Source organism: Bradyrhizobium brasilense (assembly GCF_029714345.1).
In the GTDB taxonomy this organism is placed as follows: Bacteria; Pseudomonadota; Alphaproteobacteria; order Rhizobiales; family Xanthobacteraceae; genus Bradyrhizobium; species Bradyrhizobium australafricanum.
Genome location: NZ_CP121669.1, coordinates 2280817 through 2299321 on the forward strand (window position 1 = coordinate 2280817; position 18505 = coordinate 2299321).

Consider the following 18505-nt stretch of genomic DNA (forward strand, 5'->3'; position numbering starts at 1 on the left):
AGATCGGGGCGCAGGGCAGCCCGCCGCGGAAAGGTGGGCAAGCGTTAGTCGAAGGTTGGCCGACATCGGTTCAACATATTCCGTCGTCCCGGCGAAGGCCGGGACCCATACGCCGCGGCCCGCGGAAGGGGCACAAGCGGCGACGGCTTCACTCACAACAAATCTCGGTGGTTATGGGTCCCGGCTTTCGCCGGGACGACGAGATACCGCATCGCCCCAGCGCCAGCGCCGGGCGCTTGCGTATTCGGCTCTGGCGCGGCGCGGGATCCGCGCAACCGATACGCCCTCGGGCGTGCACAGTTTCGCCGCGATCTCGACCTTGCCGATGTCCGGCTGCGCCAGCACGCGCGATGGCCTGTTCTCAACGCGCGCGCGGCTCAGCGCGACATAGGCGAAGCGCTCGTCCTCGAAGGGTAGCTCCGCGCCCTTGACCTGCTTGTGCGCGCGCGAGCGTTGCAGGCGCTGCGAGAAGTGGCACCAGTCGGGCGCGACCAGCGGACAGCCACCGTCATGCGGGCAGGGTCCCACGACGTGTGCGCCGGCGGCGATCAGGCGTGCGCGCAATGCGATGATCCGCGCATAGCCGGCGGGCGTGCCGGGCTCGACGACCAGCAGCGTGTCGCTGGTTTTCGACCACAGCGCATCGGCGAGCGCCCCGCACTCCGCGTCGCCGAGCTCGCCGATCATGTAGCTGGCGACGACGAGGTCGGCAGTTTCGGCCTTGTCGAGCAACGAATGCGCCTGGCCGAGTTCGTAGCTGGTGTCATGCAGGCGAATGCTGCCGCGAAACAGCTCCTCGGCCAAAGACCGCAGCGCACCGTTGGCGTCGAGTAGGGTGAAGTCCCGCAGCGACGTGAACGCTTCCGCGGCGGCCCAGGTTGCGGTCCCCGGACCGGCGCCGACATCGAGCAGGCGCGCCGGCGCGAAGTCCGGCCTGATCTCGGTCAGCGCATTGAGACATGCCACGACCGCAGCATAGGTCGCCGGCATCCGCGCCAGCGCATAGGCCAGCGCATCGATTTCGGTCCTGATGGTCGAGGAGCCGCCGCCTTCGCGATAGGTCTGCGAGATCACCGCCGCGCGGCCGGCGGCGTCGCTGCGCGACAGGCCTTCGAGCCTGGCGTTCAGGGCGGCGCGCAGTTCGGCGGGGAGGTCGGGTGAGGTCATGTGACGGACTATCCCACGTCATTGCGAGCGGAGCGAAGCAATCCATAGCGCCGCGTGCTGAGGCATGGATTGCTTCGTCGCTATCGCTCCTCGCAATGACGATGCGGAGGCGCGGGTATCAAGAAAATGACGTCGACGCGTAGGTGCTACGCCTAAGCCACGTTCTGGTCGAGGATGTCGACCGCGCCCTGCAGGTCGACCGACACCAACTGCGACACGCCGCGCTCGGCCATGGTGACGCCGAACAGCCGGTTCATCCGCGCCATCGTGATCGGATTGTGCGTGATGATGATGAAGCGCGTCTCGGTCGAGCCGGTCATCTCGTTCAGCAGGGTGCAGAATCGTTCGACGTTGTGGTCGTCGAGCGGCGCGTCGACTTCGTCCAGCACGCAGATCGGCGACGGGTTGGTCAGGAACACCGCGAAGATCAGCGCGAGCGCCGTCAGCGCCTGCTCACCGCCCGAGAGCAGCGAGAGCGTCTGCGGCTTCTTGCCGGGCGGCTTGGCGATGATCTCGAGGCCGGCCTCGAGCGGATCGTCGCTCTCGATCAGATGCAGCGCGGCTTCGCCGCCGCCGAACAGCTCGGTGAACAGCCGCTTGAAGTGGTTGTTGACGGTCTCGAACGAGGTCAACAGGCGCTCGCGCGCTTCGCGGTTGAGGCTCTGGATGCCCTGCCGCAGCCGCTTGATCGCTTCGACGAGATCGTCGCGTTCGGTGGTCAGCGCGGTGTGCTGGGTCTCGACTTCCTTGAGCTCTTCCTCGGCACGCAAATTGACGGCGCCGAGCCGCTCGCGGTCGCGGCGCAGCTTTTCGAGCTCTTCCTCGACCTGCGTGACCGGCGGCAGCTCCTGGCCGGGTTCGATCTCGGCCATGCCGACGACCGCGCTGGGCTCGACCTCGAGCATGTCGTGGATCTCGCGCTCGATGTCGGCGAGGCGGCGGCGGGTACCTTCCATACGCTCCTCGGCGCGCGCGGTAGCTTCGCGGGATGAGGACAGCGCTTCGAGCGAGGCCTTGGCGAGGCGATCGGTTTCCGCCATCGCGGCTTCCGCGGTCGCCAGCGCGTCGGCGGCAATGCGGCGATCGCCCTCGGCGTGCTCGATCTCCGTGATCAGCGCGCTGCGCTTCTCGGCGAAGACTTCGGGCGCATTGGCGAGTTCCTCGCGCTCGGCCGACACCTCGGCGATGCGCGCCTCGACGGTCTCGACCTGCGAAGCGGCGCTGGTCTTGCGGTTCTGCCACTCATTGCGCTCGGCAACGATCGCCTGCACGCGGCGGTCGGCGAGCTCGGCCTCGCGGGCCAGCGCCTGCGCCTCGGCGCGGACTTGCGCCGCGGCCCGGCGCTGGTTGTCGATCTCGGCGCGAACCGCGGCGAGCTGGGCCTCGGTCTCGACACCCGGCGGCAGTTCGGCGAGCGCGGCAGCCGCGCTCTCATGCGCGGCTTCGGCCTCGGCGCGGTCGGCGGCGACGCGGCTGTGCGCCTCGGTCAGCGCCGATTTGCGCGCGGCGTGGCGGTTGATCTCGCGCTCGGTGGCGGCATGGCGTTCGCGCGCGGCGTCGGCCTCGCGGCGGGCGGCGCGGACGGCTTCGCGCGAGGCACCCTCGGCGGCGGACGCCGAGCGCAGTTCTTCTTCTGCCGTCTCCAGCGCCTGGCGCTTGGCGGCGGCGTCGATGCGGGCCTGTTCCAGTTCGTGCTCGATGTCGACCAGACGGGCGCGCTCGGCGAGACGGCGGGCGGCGCCGGTCGGGGCATGCGCGTCGGCGACAAAGCCGTCCCAACGCCAGACATCGCCTTCGAGCGACACCAGCCGCTGGCCGGTCTTCAGCTGCGACACCAGCGCGGCGCCGCGTTCCTTGGCCACGACGCCGATCTGGGCCAGACGGCGCGCCAGTTCCGGCGGCGCCTGGACATGGTCGGCCAGCCGCTCGACGCCATCAGGCAGCGCCGGATCTTCGCCGGCCACGCCGATATTTGTCCAGCGCATCGGCGCCGAGGAATCCACCGGCGCATCGAGGTCGTCGCCGAGCACGGCGCCGATCGCCTTTTCATAGCCCTTGGCGACGGTGATGCCGTCGATGATCGGCGGCCAAAGATTCTTGGTCTCGCTGGTGACGAGCTTGGAGATGGTGCGGGCTTCCGTCTCAAGCCGCTGCACGCGCTTCTCGGCTTCGGTGAGCGGGTTGCGGGAGGCTTCCAGCGTCTGCCGCGCGGCGGCGTGATGCGCCTCGCTGGTCTGCACGGCGGCCTCGGACTCGGCAAGCGTCTGCTGCGCCATCTCCATGGCGGCGGCGAGCGCGTCGATGTCGCCGAGATTGCCGGTCTCCTGCGCGAGCCTGGTTTCCTCGGCCTGGACGTTGGCGATCTCCTGATCGAGCCGGGCCAGCCGCTCGCGATGCGTACGCACGCCGGCCTCGAGCTGATTGCGCTTGGCGGTGAGATCGGCGAGCTGCGTGGTCAGCTCGGAGAACTGGCGCTCGGTCGCGGCCAGGATCTCCTCGGCCTCAGCGACGCGCTCGTCGACGCCGGAGCGCTTCTCGACGCGCGACTTGATCTCTTCCTTCAACTCCGCGTCTTCGGTGTCGAGCCGTTGCAGCGCGATGTCGGCATCCGAGGTCTGCTGCTGCTCGCGCGCGATGTCCTGGGCGAACTGGGTGAGGCGGCGATCGAGCTCGCCGACGCGCTCCTTGGCGCGCTGCTCCTCGCGGTCGAGCATCTCGCGCGTGTTGGTCAGGCGCTGCAGGCCGGCGGCGGCGCGCGCTTCGGCATCGCGCAGCGCCGGCAATTCGGCGGCGCGGATCGCCTGGATGCGGGCGGATTCGGCCTGCTCGCGGGTGCGCTCGGCCATCTCCCGCACGGAGATATCATGAGTCTGCGCGGCGTCGTTGACGTCGGCATTGGCCTCGATCCAGCGCAGATGGAACAGCATGGCTTCGGACTTGCGCACCTTGGCCGCGACCTCACGGTAGCGGATCGCCTGGCGCGCCTGCTTCTTCAGGCCTTCCATCTGGCCTGTGAGCTGGCCGATCACGTCCTCGACGCGGGTGAGGTTGGTTTCGGCCGCCTTCAGCCGCAGTTCCGCCTCGTGGCGGCGGGCATGCAGGCCGGCCACGCCGGCGGCGTCTTCCAGCACGCGGCGGCGCTGCTCGGGCTTGGCCTGGATGATCTCGCCGATCTTGCCCTGGTGGACCAGCGCCGGCGACCGCGCGCCGGTGGCGGCGTCGGCGAACAGGATCTGCACATCTCTTGCACGGACATCGCGGCCGTTGATGCGGTAGACTGAGCCGGCTTCGCGCTCGATGCGGCGGGAGATTTCCAAGAGCTGGCTGTCGTTCACCGCGGCCGGCGCCGAGCGATCGGAATTGTCGATCGTCATCACGACTTCGGCGTGATTGCGTGCCGGACGGTTGCCGGAACCGGCGAAGATCACCGCGTCCATGTCGGCGGCGCGCAGCGACTTGTGCGAGGTCTCGCCCATCGCCCAGCGCAGCGCTTCGACGAGATTGGATTTGCCGCAGCCATTCGGTCCGACGACGCCGGTCAGGCCCGGCTCGATCATGAAATCGGTGGGTTCAACGAACGACTTGAAACCGTGCAGGCGAAGGCGCGTGAGCTTCATGTACACAAATCTCGTTTGGCCGGGCGCGAATCTCCCTGCCGTGACAATACCATGGAAGGCAATGTCGGTGTGTGGGTGAGTTGCTGCGTGCAGCTCTCATGAGCGGCGACAATGGCGATGCGAGCGCGTCAGGGCAACCGCTTGAGCAAGCTTTTCCCAAGGGATTTGCAGGGTTTTATGGCCCTTGCATGTCCTCGATGATTCGCATCGCGCGAATCAGGTTTTCAACAACCAAATGATGCGACGGCCGCGTGCCGTGATCGCAAATCATCCACAATTATCGTGCCTCGACTCGAAAGCGAGGCACGAAGACGTCAGGTTCGCGGGCTCCCGATCAGCTCTTCAGCAGCGGATCGATGTGCTTGCTGAATTCCTCGAACGAGGTCTCGCCCTTCAGCATCTCGCCATTGACGAAGAAGGTTGGCGTCGAGTTCACCTTCAGCACCTCGTTGGCGTATTTCTGGTCGGCTGCGATCTTGTCGAGCAGCTTCTGATCCTTCAGGCAGTCCTCGACCTGCTGCTGGGTGAGGCCGGCCTGCTTGCCGATCCGGGTCAGTGTCTCGGTGGTGTTCTTCACCACCCAGTCGTTCTGCTGGCGGAACAACAGGTCGATCACGGCAAAATACTTCGGCGCGTCGTCCTTGGCGATACAGCGCGCCAGCATCGAGCCGGCGGCGGCCTTGATGTCGAGCGGGAATTCGCGGAACACGTAGCGGACCTTGCCGGGGTCGATGTAGGTCGACTTGATCTTCGGGAACACGGTCTCGTTGAAATTGGCGCAGTGCGGGCAGGTCATCGAGGCGTATTCGACGATAGTCACCTTGGCGTCCTGCGGGCCGAGCCCCATGTCCGGCAGCGACTGCGGCTTGGCGACCTCGGCGGCGGTCTGCGCGAACGCGTCGGTGATCAGGCGCAGCGGCGACAGGCCGGCGAGGGCGGCAAGCCCGGTCAGCGAGAGAGCGGTGGTGAAAGCGCGGCGCGTGATGATCAAGGTCAGCTCCCGGATTGGCGCATTCACGCCACAATGAAGGGGTCCCGAAAAGAAGCCTTCGCTAGCTTGAAACGGCCATTGTGGCAATGCCGCGGTCTTGCGGCGGGCCTGCCGAAAAGCGTCAATTTCGCTTGATCGAGGCACCCAAACGGGCCAGCGCCGCGCGCAGATCGTCGTCCTCGACGGCCGCAAGGTTGGCCGCCTCCCGGGCCACGGTTTTGGCGTCCGGCGGGCGCGGCCGTACCGGGCGGCTGCGGCGCGAGAGCGGCGCCTGTCGGATGGTCAGGCGGCCGACCGCATGCCAGCCGAAGAAGCGGTTCACCCGTTCCAGGATGACGTCGGAGGAGTGCTGGATCTCCAGCGCCATCGGCCCTTCGACCCGCAGCACCAGCGTCGCCGGCTCCTGCGGCTGTCCCTCCACCGGCCGCGGCCACTGCATCTTCAGCGGCTCGCAATAGGCGGCAATTCGCTCGCCCGCGATCTCGGTCCAGCGCGTCACCAATTCGCGCGCGGCAAAGCCCTGCTTGGCATAGGCGTCGGTGAAGACGTCGCTGAGCAGGATCGACAGGGGCTTTGCGCTGATCGGGCCGGGTCTGGACATGGGAGGGTTATAGCAGTGGTGGTGATGTGGCTGAAACCGTGTTCATCATTGTGGCGGCGTTTTCCGTGCCGGGCGAAGAAAGACGTGGATGCCCGGGTCAAGCCCGGGATGACATGGCGAGATGTGGCTTAAGATACGTTCATGAGCTCGCGCGCGGCCGCCAAAATCAAATCGACCGATCAGCAGGCCGACCGCCCGGCGCGGCTGCTTGCCTGGTATGACCGGCATCGCCGGACGCTGCCGTGGCGCGCGGTGGCGGGGGAGCGCGCCGATCCGTACCGCGTCTGGTTGTCGGAGATCATGCTGCAGCAGACCACGGTGCGGGCAGTCGGACCGTATTTCGAGAAATTCGTGTCGCGCTGGCCCGATGTGACCGCGCTTGGGCGTGCCTCGCTCGACGACGTCTTAAGGATGTGGGCCGGGCTCGGCTACTATTCGCGGGCGCGCAATTTGCACGCCTGCGCGGTCGCGGTGATGCGCGACCACAGCGGGGCGTTTCCGGACACCGAGGACGGCCTGCGCGCGCTGCCCGGCATCGGGCCGTACACCGCGGCCGCGATCGCCGCCATCGCCTTCGACCGCCGCACCATGCCGGTGGACGGCAACATCGAGCGCGTGGTCAGTCGGCTCTACGCCATCGAGGAGGCGCTGCCGCAGGCCAAGCCGCTGATCAAGGAGATGGCGGCGACATTGCTCGGTCCGTCCCGCGCCGGCGACAGTGCTCAGGCGCTGATGGATTTGGGCGCGACGATCTGCACGCCGAAGAAGCCGGCCTGCGCGTTGTGTCCGCTGAACGACGACTGCGCGGCGCGCACGAGCGGCGATCAGGAAACCTTCCCGCGCAAGGCACCGAAGAAGAGCGGCATCTTGCGCCGCGGCGCGGCCTTCGTGGTGACGCGCGGCGGCGAGCTTCTGGTGCGCTCGCGCCCGGAAAAAGGCCTGCTCGGCGGCATGACCGAGGTGCCGGGGTCGCAATGGCTGGCCGGGCAGGAGGACGCGGCGGCACTGGCGCAGGCGCCGGACCTCAAGGGCGTCACGCGCTGGCACCGCAAGGCCGGCGTCGTCAGCCACGTGTTCACGCACTTTCCGCTGGAGCTCGTCGTCTACACCGCCGGCGTGCCGCCGCGGACCCGCGCGCCGGATGGCATGCGCTGGGTGCCGGTGGCGACGCTGGACGGCGAGGCGTTTCCGAACCTGATGCGCAAGGTCATCGCGCATGGGCTCGATCTCTGACGATGCGATGAATCACATCATCGGCTCATTTTTTTGAGCATGATCTTTTCGGAAAACCGGTTCCCACTTTTCCGGATCATGCTCTGACCTGCTGACACCATGCTGGCAGCAGGGCTTCGCTATCACCTCCGGAAACCGGAGGCCGCCATGATCGTAACCGCACTCGACCGCATTCCGATGCCGCCCGTCGCAAAGCTACTGGGTTGGCGCGTGGTCGACGCCCGTCCGCAGGAGGGCTGGATCAGGATCGTGTTCGACGGCAAGCCGGATTTTTGCAATCCGGCCGGCTTCATCCAAGGCGGCATGCTCTCGGCAATGCTCGACGATACGATGGGGCCGGCGGTGTTCGTGATGACCGAGGGCCGGCTCTTCACCACGACCATCACGATGACCGTGAATTTCCTGGCGCCGGCAAAGCCCGGACCGATCACCGGCGAGGCGACGGTGACGCAACTCGGTAAGACCATCGCCTTCGTCGAGGGAAAGCTGATCGCCGCCGACGGCACGCTGCTCGCCACCGCGAGCAGCAGCATCCGCCTGGTGGAGGCGGCGCGGGCGTTGCGGTGAAGCCGCGCCCGCATTGGCAAATCCGTCATGCTGAGGTGCGAGCGGAGCGAGCCTCGAAGCATGCACGGCCACCGGCCGGGGTCGTGCACCCTTCGAGACGCCGCTTCGCGGCTCCTCAGGGTGACGGTGATAGATCGTGCGCCGCGCTACAACTCAGCCTGCCCGCTGCACGATCGGCGGCTTGGCGTTCAGTCCCTCGACCTGGAAACCGGCGACGCGCTTGTAGTTGGCGGCGATGTCTTCCAGCTCCTGCTGCGACAGCACGTCGGTGACGACCTTGAAGCCGTCAGGCGCGCGCTCCTCGACCAGCTGCATCACCTGCTCCGGGCCGTTGCGGCGGTTCAGCATCACGAGGTCCGTGGTCGCGGGCCTCCGCTCGGCCTCATAGGCCGCGAGCGCCGCCTGCGTCGGGCCATGCGCCAAAATCTCGCGCGTCAGCACGCGCGCATCCAGGATCGCCTGCGAGGCGCCGTTGGAGCCGATCGGATACATCGGATGCGCGGCGTCGCCCATCAGCGTGACGTGGCCGAACGTCCATTGCGGGATCGGATCGCGATCGACCAGCGGATATTCGTAGGCATGCGGACAGTTCCGGATCAGGCCGGGGACATCGAGCCAGTCGAAATTCCAGCTCTCGAACCACGGCAGGAACTCGTCGAGCTTGGCGGTCCGGTTGTAGTCCTCGCGGCGCCATTGATAGGTCGGCGGCATGTGTCGCTCGGCGACCCAGTTGATGTCGAACTTGCCGTCGGGGCCGGCCTCCTTCGAGATCGGGTAGCAGACGAATTTCAGGATCTCGTGGCCGGCCATGATCATGGTGCGGCCGGTCAGGAAGGCATCGCCGCGGGTGATGCCGCGCCACAGGATGCGGCCGTTCCAGATCGGCGGCCCCTCCTGCGGATAGAGCTTCTCGCGCACCGCCGAATGGATGCCGTCGGCGGCGATCAGCACCGCGCCGTCATAGCTGCCGGCGGGCTTGCCGGTGGCGCGATCGATGAAATCGGCGCGGACGCCGTCGGCGGTCTCGGTCCAGCCGGTGAGGTGATGGCTGGTGAGGATGTTCGCAGCTCCCAGCCGTTCGGTCGCGGCATCGAGCAGCAGCTGTTGCAGCCGGCCGCGATGGATCGAGAATTGCGGCCATTTGTAACCGGCCTCGAGCCCGCGCGGCTCGCTCCAGATCGGCTTGCCGTGCTTGGAGAAATAGGCGAGCTCGCGGGTGCGCACCGCTGAAGCGTCGAGCACATCGCGCAGGCCGAGCTCGATCAGTTCGCGCACCGCATGCGGCAGCACGTTGATGCCGACGCCGAGCGGCCGCAGCTCGGGCACGCTCTCGAAGACGCGGGCCGGCACGCCGATCTGGTGCAGGCTGAGCGCCAGCGTCAGCCCGCCAATTCCGCCACCTGCAATGAGCACAGTCATGAAAAATCCCCTCGATTGGCCATGGTCATCGCACGACGGCACCGCCGCGGGCAAGGTCTGCGGCGCGCGGGGTGGACGGCCAAGGGGGCTGCCGCTAACCTCCGCGCCGTCAGAACAAGAACCAGAGCCGCGTTCGCAACGAACCGACAAGGCTCGGAGAGGACAGCAACATGCTCAAGCTCTATTTTGCCCCCGGCACCTGCGCGCTCGCGTCCCACATCGCGCTGGCCGAGGCCGGCGCGCCCTACACGACCGAGAAGATCGACTTCAAGACCAACCAGCAGAACAGCCCGGAATACCTGAAGATCAATCCGAAGGGCCGCGTGCCCACTTTGGTGACCGATCGCGGCGTGCTGACCGAAACGCCGGCGATGCTGGCCTACATCGCGCAGAGCTTTCCGCAGGCGAAGCTCGCGCCCGACGACGCCTTCGAATTCGCCAGGCTGCAGGCCTTCAACTCCTATCTGTGCTCGACGGTGCATATCTGCCACGCCCACAAGATGCGCGGTCCGCGCTGGGCGACGCAGGAGACTTCGTTCGCCGACATGAAGGCGATGGTGCCGAAGACCATGGGCGCCTGCTTCAACCTGATCGAGCGCGACATGCTGAAGGGCCCGTGGGTGACGGGCGAGAATTACACCGTCGGCGACGCCTATCTGTACACGCTGACCCTCTGGCTCGACGGCGACGGCGTCGACATCGCAACGCTGCCCAAGGTGAAGGCGCATCGCGCGGCGATGGAGAGCCGCCCGGCGGTGCAGAAGGTGCTGGCGGAGCAGAGGGCGTAAGCAAAAAACTCGGTGTCGTCCCGGCGAAAGCCGGGACCCATAACCACCGCTGCTGGTCGTCTGACAGGGCTGTGGCTCCAGCGTCGCGCCACACGAAGGTTGGTGGTTATGGGTCCCGGCTTTCGCCGGGACGACGCGGGGATAGAGCGCGCCGCTACACCTTCCGCGTCTCCAGCTCGCGTCCGGTCTCCAGCATCAGCTTGCGCAGCCACAGCGAGCCCGGGTCCATCTGGGCACGCGTCGGATAGAACATGTGCTGCTCGTCGATCCCTGGATCGAGCGGCGGCGTCACCGTCATCAGCGACAATTGCTTCGACAGCGCCGAGATCAGCCGGCGCGGCACGAAGGCGACGAGGTCGGTGCGCGCGGTGACGTGCAGCGCCTCGATATAACCCGGCACCACCAGCGCGATCCGCCGCTCAATGCCCTTGGCGCGCAGCCAGCTGTCGATCAGGTCCTCGTTCTGGCCGCGGATGATCACGGCGACATGGCGCGCGGCGAGGAAGGCCTCGCGCTTCTTCAGCTTCGTGCCGACGCCGTGGCCGCGCCGCACCGCGAGCGCATCGCTGTCGGTGTAGAGCCGCTGGCGGTGAAAGCCCTTGAAGGAGTCGCCGATCGAGATCACGAGATCGATGGTGCGGGCGAATTCGGGCGTGAAGATCGCGGGTCCCCGCCACGGCACCACGTCGATGGTGACGTTTGGCGCGATCTGCGTCACCTTCTCCATCAGCGGCGGCATCAGGAGCTCGACCGCGAGGTCGGGCATCATCAGGCGAAAGTGCCGGTCGCTGCGCGCGGCGTCGAAATCGTCGGAGACGAACAGCGCGCGCACCTGGTCGAGCGCATGGGCCAGCGGCGAGCGCAACGCCTGCGCCCGCGGCGTCAGCTCCATCCGCGCGCCGGTGCGCACCAAAAGCGGATCGCCGATCAGGTCGCGCAGCCGCTGCAGCGCGTGGCTGGTCGCCGGTTGCGACAGATTGAGCCGCATCGCCGCGCGGCTGACATTGGCTTCGCGCAGCAGGGCGTCGAGCGCGACCAGCAGATTGAGGTCAAGCGAATTCAAATTCATCGGGTGAATATATATCATACTACCTATCGATTGGAAGAATGCGTGCAGGCGCCGCAGGATTGCGGGCAAGGCGTTCTCACGCGAGCCGAAGGCCGCATCGCGTGAGGAAACGCCTGGAATCAGGGTCTATCAATCGCAAGGAGACGCGCCATGAGCGCAGCCGACAACAAGAAACTGGTGCAGGAGATGTTCGTGATCGCAGGCAGTCCCGATCCTGTGGTGCGCGAGAACTCGCTGTTCATGGCAACGCTTGCCGACGACGCGATCTGGACCGTGACCGGGCAATATTCCTGGTCGCGTACCTTCACCGGCAAGCAGTCGATCATCAACGATCTGCACGGCCATGTCCGCTCGAAACTGGTCGAGCGCGGTCGCACCGTCGCCCATCGCATCATCGCCGACGGCGACATCGTCGTGATCGAGGCCAAGGGCGACAACCTCACCAAGCAAGGTCAGCGCTACGACAACGACTATTGCCTGGTGTTCCGTTTCGACGGTGGTCGGATCAAGGAGGTGCGGGAATATTGCGACTCGGTCCTGACCGAGAGCGCGCTCGGCGCGTTTCCGGCGTAGCAGTCCGCCGCTAACGGGCGGCACAAACGAAGACGGCGCCCATCCGGGCGCCGTCGTCTTGCCGTCGTGTGGATTGGCTTACGCCACCTTGGACTTGAGGTGGCCGAACATGATGTCGCGGGCCGCGTCGTCCATCTCGGCCTTGAAGGTGTGCTTGTCCTTCAGCGCGATCGCGCGCGCCGCCGCCGGCCGCGCCGAGATCTCGTCGACTAGCCGCTTGACGTTCGGATATTTGGCGTAGCCTTCCTCGCCGAGGATGAACGCCGCCATCCGCGCCCAGCCCCAGAACGCCATGTCGACGATCGTGTAGCTGTCGCCGACCATGTAGCGCTGTTTCGCCAGGTGATCGTCGAGGATCTTGTAATGGCGGTGCGCCTCGTACTGGTAGCGGTTGTTGGCGTAGTCGAGATCCTTCGGCGCGAAGTGCTTGAAGTGCACGGCCTGGCCGGAATAGGGGCCGAGGCCGGTCGCGATGAACATCAGCCAGGACAGCGTCGCGGCGCGATTGGCCGGCGTATTGGCGGGCAGGAACTTGCCGTGCTCCTCGGCGAGGTAGAGCAGGATCGCGTTCGAGTCGAACACCAGCACGCCGTCATCGTCGATCGCCGGCACCTTGCCGTTCGGGTTGACCTTGAGGAATTCCGGCGCGAACTGCTCGCCCTTGCGGGTATCGACCGGGATCGCCTCGAACGGCAGGCCGGACTCTTCCAGGAACAGCGCGACCTTGTTCGGGTTCGGCGCACCATTGAAATAGAATTTGATCATGAAGGGACTCCCTTGGTTCTTGTAGCCGGCGAGATCGCGACGCGGCGGGGAAGGCCGCAGACCGGCTCCTCTTGCGCAAATTTCACGCCGCGGCGCAAGCGACGAGTTTGTGAATCAGGGTCGCGTGGCGCGCTGGTCAGCCGGCCCAGAAGAAGCCCAGGATACCCGCGACGACCAGCGCGATGCCCGCGACGTCCAGCGCGGCGGCGGAGCGGGTCGCAGCACGCAAATGGGAGACCTGCGCCGCGCGTTCTGATCCCCGCGCGTAGCCATGGATGATGATCTCTTCATTGAACTCGCCATGCGCCTCGAGGGCGAGCGTCAGGCCGACGCAGACGAGCAGGATGCCGAAAATGATCAGGCCGAAGAATCCGAGCAGGCCGATCAGCAGCATCGGAAACATGCCGAGCAGGAAGACCGGCAGCAGCGGCACCAGCAGCAAGGTCTCGGATTGTCTTCGCATCGGCGACCAATCGAAGCGGCAAGTGGTGGGACCGAATCTAGTCCCGCCGTCGCGGCGCAACAAGGCGGGCCGCATTCAAGACGGCGTCATCTTTCCCAACGTGTCATTCCCCGGTGCGCAATTGCGCATCTGAGGGCGCCGGGAAGCGGCGAGCCCGGAATGACGAGGAAGATTAGTCGGCTTGCCTCAGCCCGCCGCCATCTCGGAGCGGATCTCGGCGCGCAGTTCGTCGATCAGCCGCAGGCCGCTCTTGGTCTCGACGTGCCAGAAGGTCCAGCCGTTGCAGGCGCCGGAGCCCTGCGCGACCGCGCCGATGCGGTGGATCGAGCCGACCTTGTCGCCGAGCATGATGGCGCCGTCGGCGCGCACCAGGGCGCCGTGGCGCTTCTTGGCGTCGACCAGCCTGGCGCCCGGCACGATCATGCCGCGCTCGATCAATTCGGAGAACGCCACCCGCGGCGCCTCGCGCGCGGTCATGAACGGCGCCAGCGTTGCTTCCGGCAGCGGCTCGATCGCGGCGATGCGCGCCTCGGCGGCGGCGGCATAGGCCTTGTCGCGCTCGAAGCCGATATAGCTGCGGCCGAGGCGCTTGGCGACGGCGCCGGTGGTGCCGGTGCCGTTGAACGGATCGATCACGAGATCGCCGGGCTTCGAGGACGACAGCAACACGCGGGCGAGCAGCTGCTCGGGCTTCTGCGTCGGATGCACCTTCTTGCCGTCGCCGTCCTTGAGGCGCTCATCGCCGGTGCACAGCGGGATCAGCCAGTCGGAGCGTGCCTGCACGTCCTCATTGGACGCCTTCAACGCTTCGTAATTGAAGGTGTAGCCCTTGGCCTTCTCGTCGCGCGCGGCCCAGATCATGGTCTCGTGCGCATTGGTGAAGCGGCGGCCGCGGAAGTTCGGCATCGGATTGGACTTGCGCCACACGATGTCGTTCAGGAGCCAGAAGCCGAGGTCCTGCATGATAGCGCCGACGCGGAAGATGTTGTGATAGGAGCCGATCACCCACAGCGTTGCCGACGGCTTCATCACGCGGCGGCAGGCCAGCAGCCAGGCGCGGGTGAAATCGTCATAGGCAGCGAACGACGAGAACTTGTCCCAGTCGTCGTTGACGGCATCGACATGCGACTCATCGGGGCGCTTGAGGTCGCCCCTGAGCTGCAGATTGTAGGGAGGATCCGCGAAGACCAGGTCGACCGAGCCGGCCTGAAGCTTCGACAATTCGGCCACGCAATCGCCAATGACGATGTGGCTCGATGGGGCACTCTCAAATTTAGTGCGGGGCGCCCTTGCAGACGCCCCGCGACGCGACACTACCATGACTCAAGAACTCTGACTCAGGCGACGCTGTCGGCGACGCGGGACTAAACAACCGACTGGCGTCACATTGACCCGGCAAAGTAAAAATCGACTTAATTGGAAATCTTCATGCAAAAGATTGCAGCATCTTTTGCGCGGCATGGCGCAGTGCCGTCGGCGTTGTGCTGCAACATCAGCGCGTTCGGCGAAAAAATTTGCGGATCATCAAACCGGCACGATTCGCGCGGTAGATTCGCCCTCATTCGCAGCCGTTTGCACCGCAAGGGATGCGCCTCTTCCGGACTAGGCAATTATTGCCGGGCAGGATATTGATTAACAGAATGGAAATTTTAAGTTGGAGTGTCCCGCGTTGGGTCGCCGACTGGAATGAAGGGAAACCACCATGCGCTATGATGATTTCCGCCGCAGCGACGACATCGAAGACCGTCGCGATGAAGGCGGGATGGGCGGAGGGGGCGGTGGCGGCTTCGGCATTCCGATGGGCGGTGGCGGGCTCGGCATCGGCACCATCATCGTGCTCGGCCTGCTCGGCTATGCCTTCGGCATCGACCCGCGCATCCTGATCGGCGGCGCCGAGATTCTCACCGGCGGCGGCCAGGCGCCGACCTACCAGACCGACCGGCAGTCGTCGGGCGGGCAGGCCAAGCGCGGCGCGCCGACCGACGAGATGGGCAGCATGATCGCCGGCATCCTGGGCGAGATCGACGATCGCTGGAGCGAGATCTTCAAGGCCAGCGGCCAGACCTACACCGGTCCGAAGATCGTGCTGTTCCGCAATGCCACCAATGGCGGCCGCTGCGGCATGGCGCAGTCGGCGATGGGACCGTTCTACTGCCCGCCGGACAAGACCATCTTCCTCGACACCGGCTTCTTCCGCGAGGTCGAGACGCGCTTCCGCGGCTGCTCGGGTAACGCCTGCAAGTTCACCGCGGCCTATATCATCGCGCATGAGGCCGGCCATCACATCCAGAACCTGCTCGGCATCATTCCGCGCGTGAACCGACTGCAGCAGCAGGCCGGCAGCAAGGCCGAGGCCAACGCGCTGCAGGTCAAGGTCGAGCTGCAGGCCGATTGCCTTTCCGGCGTCTGGGTCAATCGCGAGGAGAAGAAGCGGCCGGGCTTCCTCGAGGCTGGCGACATCGACGCCGCGCTGACCACAGCGAACGCGATCGGCGACGACACGCTGCAGCGGCAGGCTACGGGCAGGGTGGTGCCCGATTCCTTCACCCACGGCTCCGCCGCGCAGCGTAAGGAGTGGTTCATGAGGGGCTACCAACAGGGCACCGTGCAAGCCTGCAACACGTTCGGCGGTAGCTTGTAGCCGTGTGCCGGTAGCGTCATCCCCGGATGAGCGCATTAGCGCTCACTCGGGAGGTGCTCGCCTCTTCGGCGAGCCTCGAAGGATGAAGCGCCTGTGGCCCATCCTTCGAGGCTCGCCCAGCGGTGCAAGTGCACCGCAAGGCGAGCACCTCAGGATGACGTCAGCGGGATGGGAAAGAGGTGTAAATGTCCTCACTCGACGAATCCAAATCATTCATCCCACTCAACATCGCGGTGCTGACGATTTCCGACACCCGCTCGCTGGCGGATGACAAGTCGGGCACCACGCTCGCCGATCGTCTCACCGCGGCCGGCCACAAGCTCGCGGCGCGCGAGATCGTCACCGACGATGTCGAGGCGATCAGAGGCGTGATCCGGCGCTGGATCGCCGATCCTGCCGTCGATGCCGTCATCACAACCGGCGGCACCGGCTTTACCGGTCGCGACGTGACGCCGGAGGCGGTCGAGCCGCTGTTCGAGAAGCGGATGGACGGCTTTTCGATCGCCTTCCACATGCTGAGCCACGCCAAGATCGGGGCGTCGACGATCCAAAGCCGCGCCACCGCCGGCGTTGCGGGCGCGACCTTCATCTTCTGCCTGCCGGGCTCGCCCGGCGCCTGCCGCGATGGCTGGGACGGCATTTTGGCCGCGCAGCTCGACTACCGCACGCGCCCCTGCAATTTCGTCGAGATCATGCCGCGGCTGGATGAACATCTGCGCCGCCCAAAGGCGAAAGGCGCGAGCGCTTAGCCGCTGCTTTTTTGTCATCCCGACGCGCAATTGCGCATCTGAGGGCGTGTGAACCACGAACCCGAATCTTGAGGGTGAGCTTCCGTAGCCCGGATGGAGCGAAGCGAAATCCGGGGCAGTCTCTTCCCCGGCGGCACCGTTCCCAAATTGCGCTTCGCTCCATCGGCTACGCAGTCCAGACGTCTCGGGCTGCGGCTTCACAACTCCAGCTCCCAGGTCTCGCCGACCAGGTCGACGCCAAAACTGTGATGCTTCTCTTCCTTGACCCGCTGGAAGCCGGCGCGGGCGTAGATGCCGCGCGCGGCGACCAGGATGCTCTGGGTCCACAGCGTCATCTTCGTGTAGCCCTTCTCGCGCGCGGCGCGGATGCATTGCTCCACCAGGGCGCGGCCGACGCCGAGCCCGCGCGCCTTTTCTTCCACCAGCAGCAGCCGCAGCTTGGCGACCCCGTCGCCGCCGTCGACCAGGAAGACCGAGCCGACCGGCTCGCCGTCGACCTCAGCGATCCAGCAATGCTCCCGGGCCGGATCGAACGATCGCAGAAACTGCGCGCAGATCTCGGCCACCAACGCCTCGTAGCTGATGTCCCAGCCATATTCCTCCGCGTAGGCTTGTCCCTGCCGCGAGACGACCCAGCCCATGTCGCCGACGCGATGGCTGCGCAGCAGGAAGCCGACCGGCTTCTCGGCCGGTGGCTCCAGCGATTGCTCGATCGTGCCCATGGCGCGCACCACCGCGGCGCGACGGTCGCCGTCTATCTGCTTCAATAGCGCCTCGACCTCGCTGCGCGAGCGGCGGTCGAGGTCGGCGGCTGCGGTGCGGCCCTTGGCGGTGAGGGCCACCTCGTTGACGCGTTTGTCGGCCTTCGACGGCTTGCGCGTCACGATCTGGCGCCTTTGCAGCGCCGCCAGCGTGCGGCTGACGAAGCCGGCATCGAGGTCGAGATCGCGCACCAGGTCGGTTGCGGTGCAATTTTCGCGGTGCGCGAGCTCGTAGATGATCCGCGCTTCCTGCAGCGTGAATGTCGAGTGCAGCAGCTTCGGCTCGATGATGCCGAGCTTGCGGGTATAGAACCGGCTGAAGCCGCGGATCGCGGCGACCTGGCTCTCGAGCGTGGTGTCATAGGAATTTGATTTCATCAAATATATTATTTGACGGAATCAAATAATCCGCAAGCGCTTTAATCAGGCCACCATGATCCGGCTGCGCAGCATGGTGCGGGAGGAACGGCCGAGCCGGCGCAGCAGGCGCGCCTCGGAGCGGCGGGCGTCGGGCCGGTAGCCGCCGATCCGCTCGTAATGCTCGCGCGCGATCAAAAGGCCCTGTTCGGCCGAGGGCCCGGTGATCATCCGGGCAACGAATTTGAGGCCGTCGCGCAGGCCCGGATCGGTGTAGGGTGCGCGGGCGTAGCGGAAGATGCCGGCGCGGTCCTTGCCGCTCGCCGCCACCATCTGGATGAACTGGGTGGTTTCCTCGATCCAGCCGGCATCGAGCACCGCGCCCGGATGCAGGAACATCAGCCAGGGCGACCGCGCCTGCCGCGCGCCTGCCGCAAGCGCGGCGGCGCGCGTGCCCTCGAAGCGCAGGAAGCGGCAGCCGGCGACGTCGGCGACGCGCTCCATCACATCGCTGTTGCCGCGGTCGACCAGCAGCACTTCGCGGATGACGCCCGCGGCCGCGCCCGGCACCAGCGCCGCCAATGTTGCGACCGCGGTGCGCTCGACGCCGTCGGTTGGAATGATCACGCTCAGCATGATTTTGAGGCTTCGATGGCTCAAACGGTGGAGAAACTCCGGCCGTGTTATCACCTTGTCATATTCAAAGCAGCCTGTTCGCCTGCAGAATTTTGTAGCAAGGTTTTG

The 18505-nt window shown here is 66.2% G+C and carries 17 protein-coding genes; 6 read left to right on the plus strand and 11 right to left on the minus strand.

Annotation, left to right across the window (positions count from 1 at the left end):
* Nucleotides 1–171: 171 nt before the first annotated feature.
* The 4 genes from QA635_RS10520 to QA635_RS10535 all read right to left on the minus strand — a co-directional run bounded on the left by QA635_RS10520 (nt 172) and on the right by QA635_RS10535 (nt 6376).
* Nucleotides 172–1167 (minus strand): small ribosomal subunit Rsm22 family protein, encoded by a 996-nt coding sequence (locus tag QA635_RS10520; protein WP_283068735.1) that lies wholly within the window; start codon nt 1165–1167, stop codon nt 172–174.
* Nucleotides 1168–1319: 152 nt separating this feature from the next.
* Nucleotides 1320–4784 carry a chromosome segregation protein SMC gene (gene smc, locus QA635_RS10525; protein ID WP_283068752.1) on the minus strand — a complete coding sequence of 1155 codons (3465 nt, stop codon included), beginning with the start codon at nt 4782–4784 and terminating at the stop codon, nt 1320–1322.
* Between the two features lie 334 nt (nt 4785–5118).
* Nucleotides 5119–5775, minus strand: coding sequence for a DsbA family protein (locus QA635_RS10530; protein ID WP_028338651.1), 657 nt, complete (start codon nt 5773–5775; stop codon nt 5119–5121).
* A gap of 121 nt (nt 5776–5896) precedes the next feature.
* Complete coding sequence (locus QA635_RS10535; RefSeq protein ID WP_028334785.1) at nt 5897–6376, minus strand: DUF721 domain-containing protein; 480 nt, start codon at nt 6374–6376, stop codon at nt 5897–5899.
* 141 nt (nt 6377–6517) lie between these two features.
* On the opposite strand from QA635_RS10535, the gene mutY reads away from it, so the two are divergent.
* The gene (gene mutY, locus QA635_RS10540; RefSeq protein ID WP_283068755.1) at nt 6518–7609 is read left to right on the plus strand and encodes an A/G-specific adenine glycosylase; all 1092 of its coding nucleotides are present in this window, start codon (nt 6518–6520) and stop codon (nt 7607–7609) included.
* A 147-nt stretch (nt 7610–7756) separates the two neighbouring features.
* Nucleotides 7757–8176 (plus strand): PaaI family thioesterase, encoded by a 420-nt coding sequence (locus tag QA635_RS10545; protein ID WP_283068757.1) that lies wholly within the window; start codon nt 7757–7759, stop codon nt 8174–8176.
* Between the two features lie 153 nt (nt 8177–8329).
* Here the strand turns inward: QA635_RS10545 and QA635_RS10550 are convergent, their stop codons facing one another.
* Entirely contained in the window at nt 8330–9595 is a 1266-nt protein-coding gene (locus QA635_RS10550; RefSeq protein WP_283068758.1) for a flavin-dependent oxidoreductase, read from the minus strand.
* A gap of 170 nt (nt 9596–9765) precedes the next feature.
* On the opposite strand from QA635_RS10550, the gene QA635_RS10555 reads away from it, so the two are divergent.
* Entirely contained in the window at nt 9766–10383 is a 618-nt protein-coding gene (locus QA635_RS10555) for a glutathione S-transferase family protein (protein WP_283068760.1), read from the plus strand.
* A gap of 154 nt (nt 10384–10537) precedes the next feature.
* Here the strand turns inward: QA635_RS10555 and QA635_RS10560 are convergent, their stop codons facing one another.
* Nucleotides 10538–11452 carry a LysR family transcriptional regulator gene (locus QA635_RS10560; protein ID WP_283068762.1) on the minus strand — a complete coding sequence of 305 codons (915 nt, stop codon included), beginning with the start codon at nt 11450–11452 and terminating at the stop codon, nt 10538–10540.
* Between the two features lie 150 nt (nt 11453–11602).
* Between QA635_RS10560 and QA635_RS10565 the strand changes: the two genes are divergently transcribed.
* A complete protein-coding gene (locus tag QA635_RS10565; protein ID WP_283068764.1) occupies nt 11603–12025 on the plus strand; it encodes a nuclear transport factor 2 family protein in 423 nt (140 codons plus the stop codon).
* A gap of 78 nt (nt 12026–12103) precedes the next feature.
* On the opposite strand, the gene QA635_RS10570 is transcribed toward QA635_RS10565, so the two are convergent.
* The 3 genes from QA635_RS10570 to QA635_RS10580 form a co-directional block, all read right to left on the minus strand.
* Complete coding sequence (locus tag QA635_RS10570) at nt 12104–12790, minus strand: glutathione S-transferase family protein (RefSeq protein WP_028334792.1); 687 nt, start codon at nt 12788–12790, stop codon at nt 12104–12106.
* Nucleotides 12791–12926: 136 nt separating this feature from the next.
* Complete coding sequence (locus QA635_RS10575; RefSeq protein WP_283071579.1) at nt 12927–13223, minus strand: hypothetical protein; 297 nt, start codon at nt 13221–13223, stop codon at nt 12927–12929.
* A 216-nt stretch (nt 13224–13439) separates the two neighbouring features.
* Complete coding sequence (locus QA635_RS10580) at nt 13440–14573, minus strand: site-specific DNA-methyltransferase (protein WP_283068767.1); 1134 nt, start codon at nt 14571–14573, stop codon at nt 13440–13442.
* A gap of 382 nt (nt 14574–14955) precedes the next feature.
* Here QA635_RS10580 and ypfJ point away from each other — a divergent pair, with 382 nt between their 5' ends.
* A complete protein-coding gene (gene ypfJ / locus QA635_RS10585; RefSeq protein ID WP_028334795.1) occupies nt 14956–15894 on the plus strand; it encodes a KPN_02809 family neutral zinc metallopeptidase in 939 nt (312 codons plus the stop codon).
* Between the two features lie 185 nt (nt 15895–16079).
* Entirely contained in the window at nt 16080–16643 is a 564-nt protein-coding gene (gene moaB, locus QA635_RS10590; RefSeq protein ID WP_225647769.1) for a molybdenum cofactor biosynthesis protein B, read from the plus strand.
* A 197-nt stretch (nt 16644–16840) separates the two neighbouring features.
* Here the strand turns inward: moaB and QA635_RS10595 are convergent, their stop codons facing one another.
* Nucleotides 16841–17782, minus strand: a complete 942-nt coding sequence (locus QA635_RS10595) for a bifunctional helix-turn-helix transcriptional regulator/GNAT family N-acetyltransferase (RefSeq protein WP_283068774.1) — start codon at nt 17780–17782, stop codon at nt 16841–16843.
* A 45-nt stretch (nt 17783–17827) separates the two neighbouring features.
* Nucleotides 17828–18397, minus strand: coding sequence for a glycosyltransferase (locus QA635_RS10600; protein WP_092087357.1), 570 nt, complete (start codon nt 18395–18397; stop codon nt 17828–17830).
* Between the last annotated feature and the right edge of the window lie 108 nt (nt 18398–18505).

Excerpts from the sequence above, each read along its gene's own strand:
- QA635_RS10520 (WP_283068735.1), bottom strand. The coding sequence starts at position 1,167 with ATGACCTCACCCGACCTCCCCGCCGAACTGCGCGCCGCCCTGAACGCC.
- smc (WP_283068752.1), bottom strand. The coding sequence starts at position 4,784 with ATGAAGCTCACGCGCCTTCGCCTGCACGGTTTCAAGTCGTTCGTTGAA.
- QA635_RS10535 (WP_028334785.1), bottom strand. The coding sequence starts at position 6,376 with ATGTCCAGACCCGGCCCGATCAGCGCAAAGCCCCTGTCGATCCTGCTC.
- mutY (WP_283068755.1), top strand. The coding sequence starts at position 6,518 with ATGAGCTCGCGCGCGGCCGCCAAAATCAAATCGACCGATCAGCAGGCC.
- QA635_RS10545 (WP_283068757.1), top strand. The coding sequence starts at position 7,757 with ATGATCGTAACCGCACTCGACCGCATTCCGATGCCGCCCGTCGCAAAG.
- QA635_RS10550 (WP_283068758.1), bottom strand. The coding sequence starts at position 9,595 with ATGACTGTGCTCATTGCAGGTGGCGGAATTGGCGGGCTGACGCTGGCG.
- QA635_RS10555 (WP_283068760.1), top strand. The coding sequence starts at position 9,766 with ATGCTCAAGCTCTATTTTGCCCCCGGCACCTGCGCGCTCGCGTCCCAC.
- QA635_RS10560 (WP_283068762.1), bottom strand. The coding sequence starts at position 11,452 with ATGAATTTGAATTCGCTTGACCTCAATCTGCTGGTCGCGCTCGACGCC.
- QA635_RS10565 (WP_283068764.1), top strand. The coding sequence starts at position 11,603 with ATGAGCGCAGCCGACAACAAGAAACTGGTGCAGGAGATGTTCGTGATC.
- QA635_RS10570 (WP_028334792.1), bottom strand. The coding sequence starts at position 12,790 with ATGATCAAATTCTATTTCAATGGTGCGCCGAACCCGAACAAGGTCGCG.
- QA635_RS10580 (WP_283068767.1), bottom strand. The coding sequence starts at position 14,573 with ATGGTAGTGTCGCGTCGCGGGGCGTCTGCAAGGGCGCCCCGCACTAAA.
- ypfJ (WP_028334795.1), top strand. The coding sequence starts at position 14,956 with ATGCGCTATGATGATTTCCGCCGCAGCGACGACATCGAAGACCGTCGC.
- moaB (WP_225647769.1), top strand. The coding sequence starts at position 16,080 with ATGTCCTCACTCGACGAATCCAAATCATTCATCCCACTCAACATCGCG.
- QA635_RS10595 (WP_283068774.1), bottom strand. The coding sequence starts at position 17,782 with ATGAAATCAAATTCCTATGACACCACGCTCGAGAGCCAGGTCGCCGCG.
- QA635_RS10600 (WP_092087357.1), bottom strand. The coding sequence starts at position 18,397 with ATGCTGAGCGTGATCATTCCAACCGACGGCGTCGAGCGCACCGCGGTC.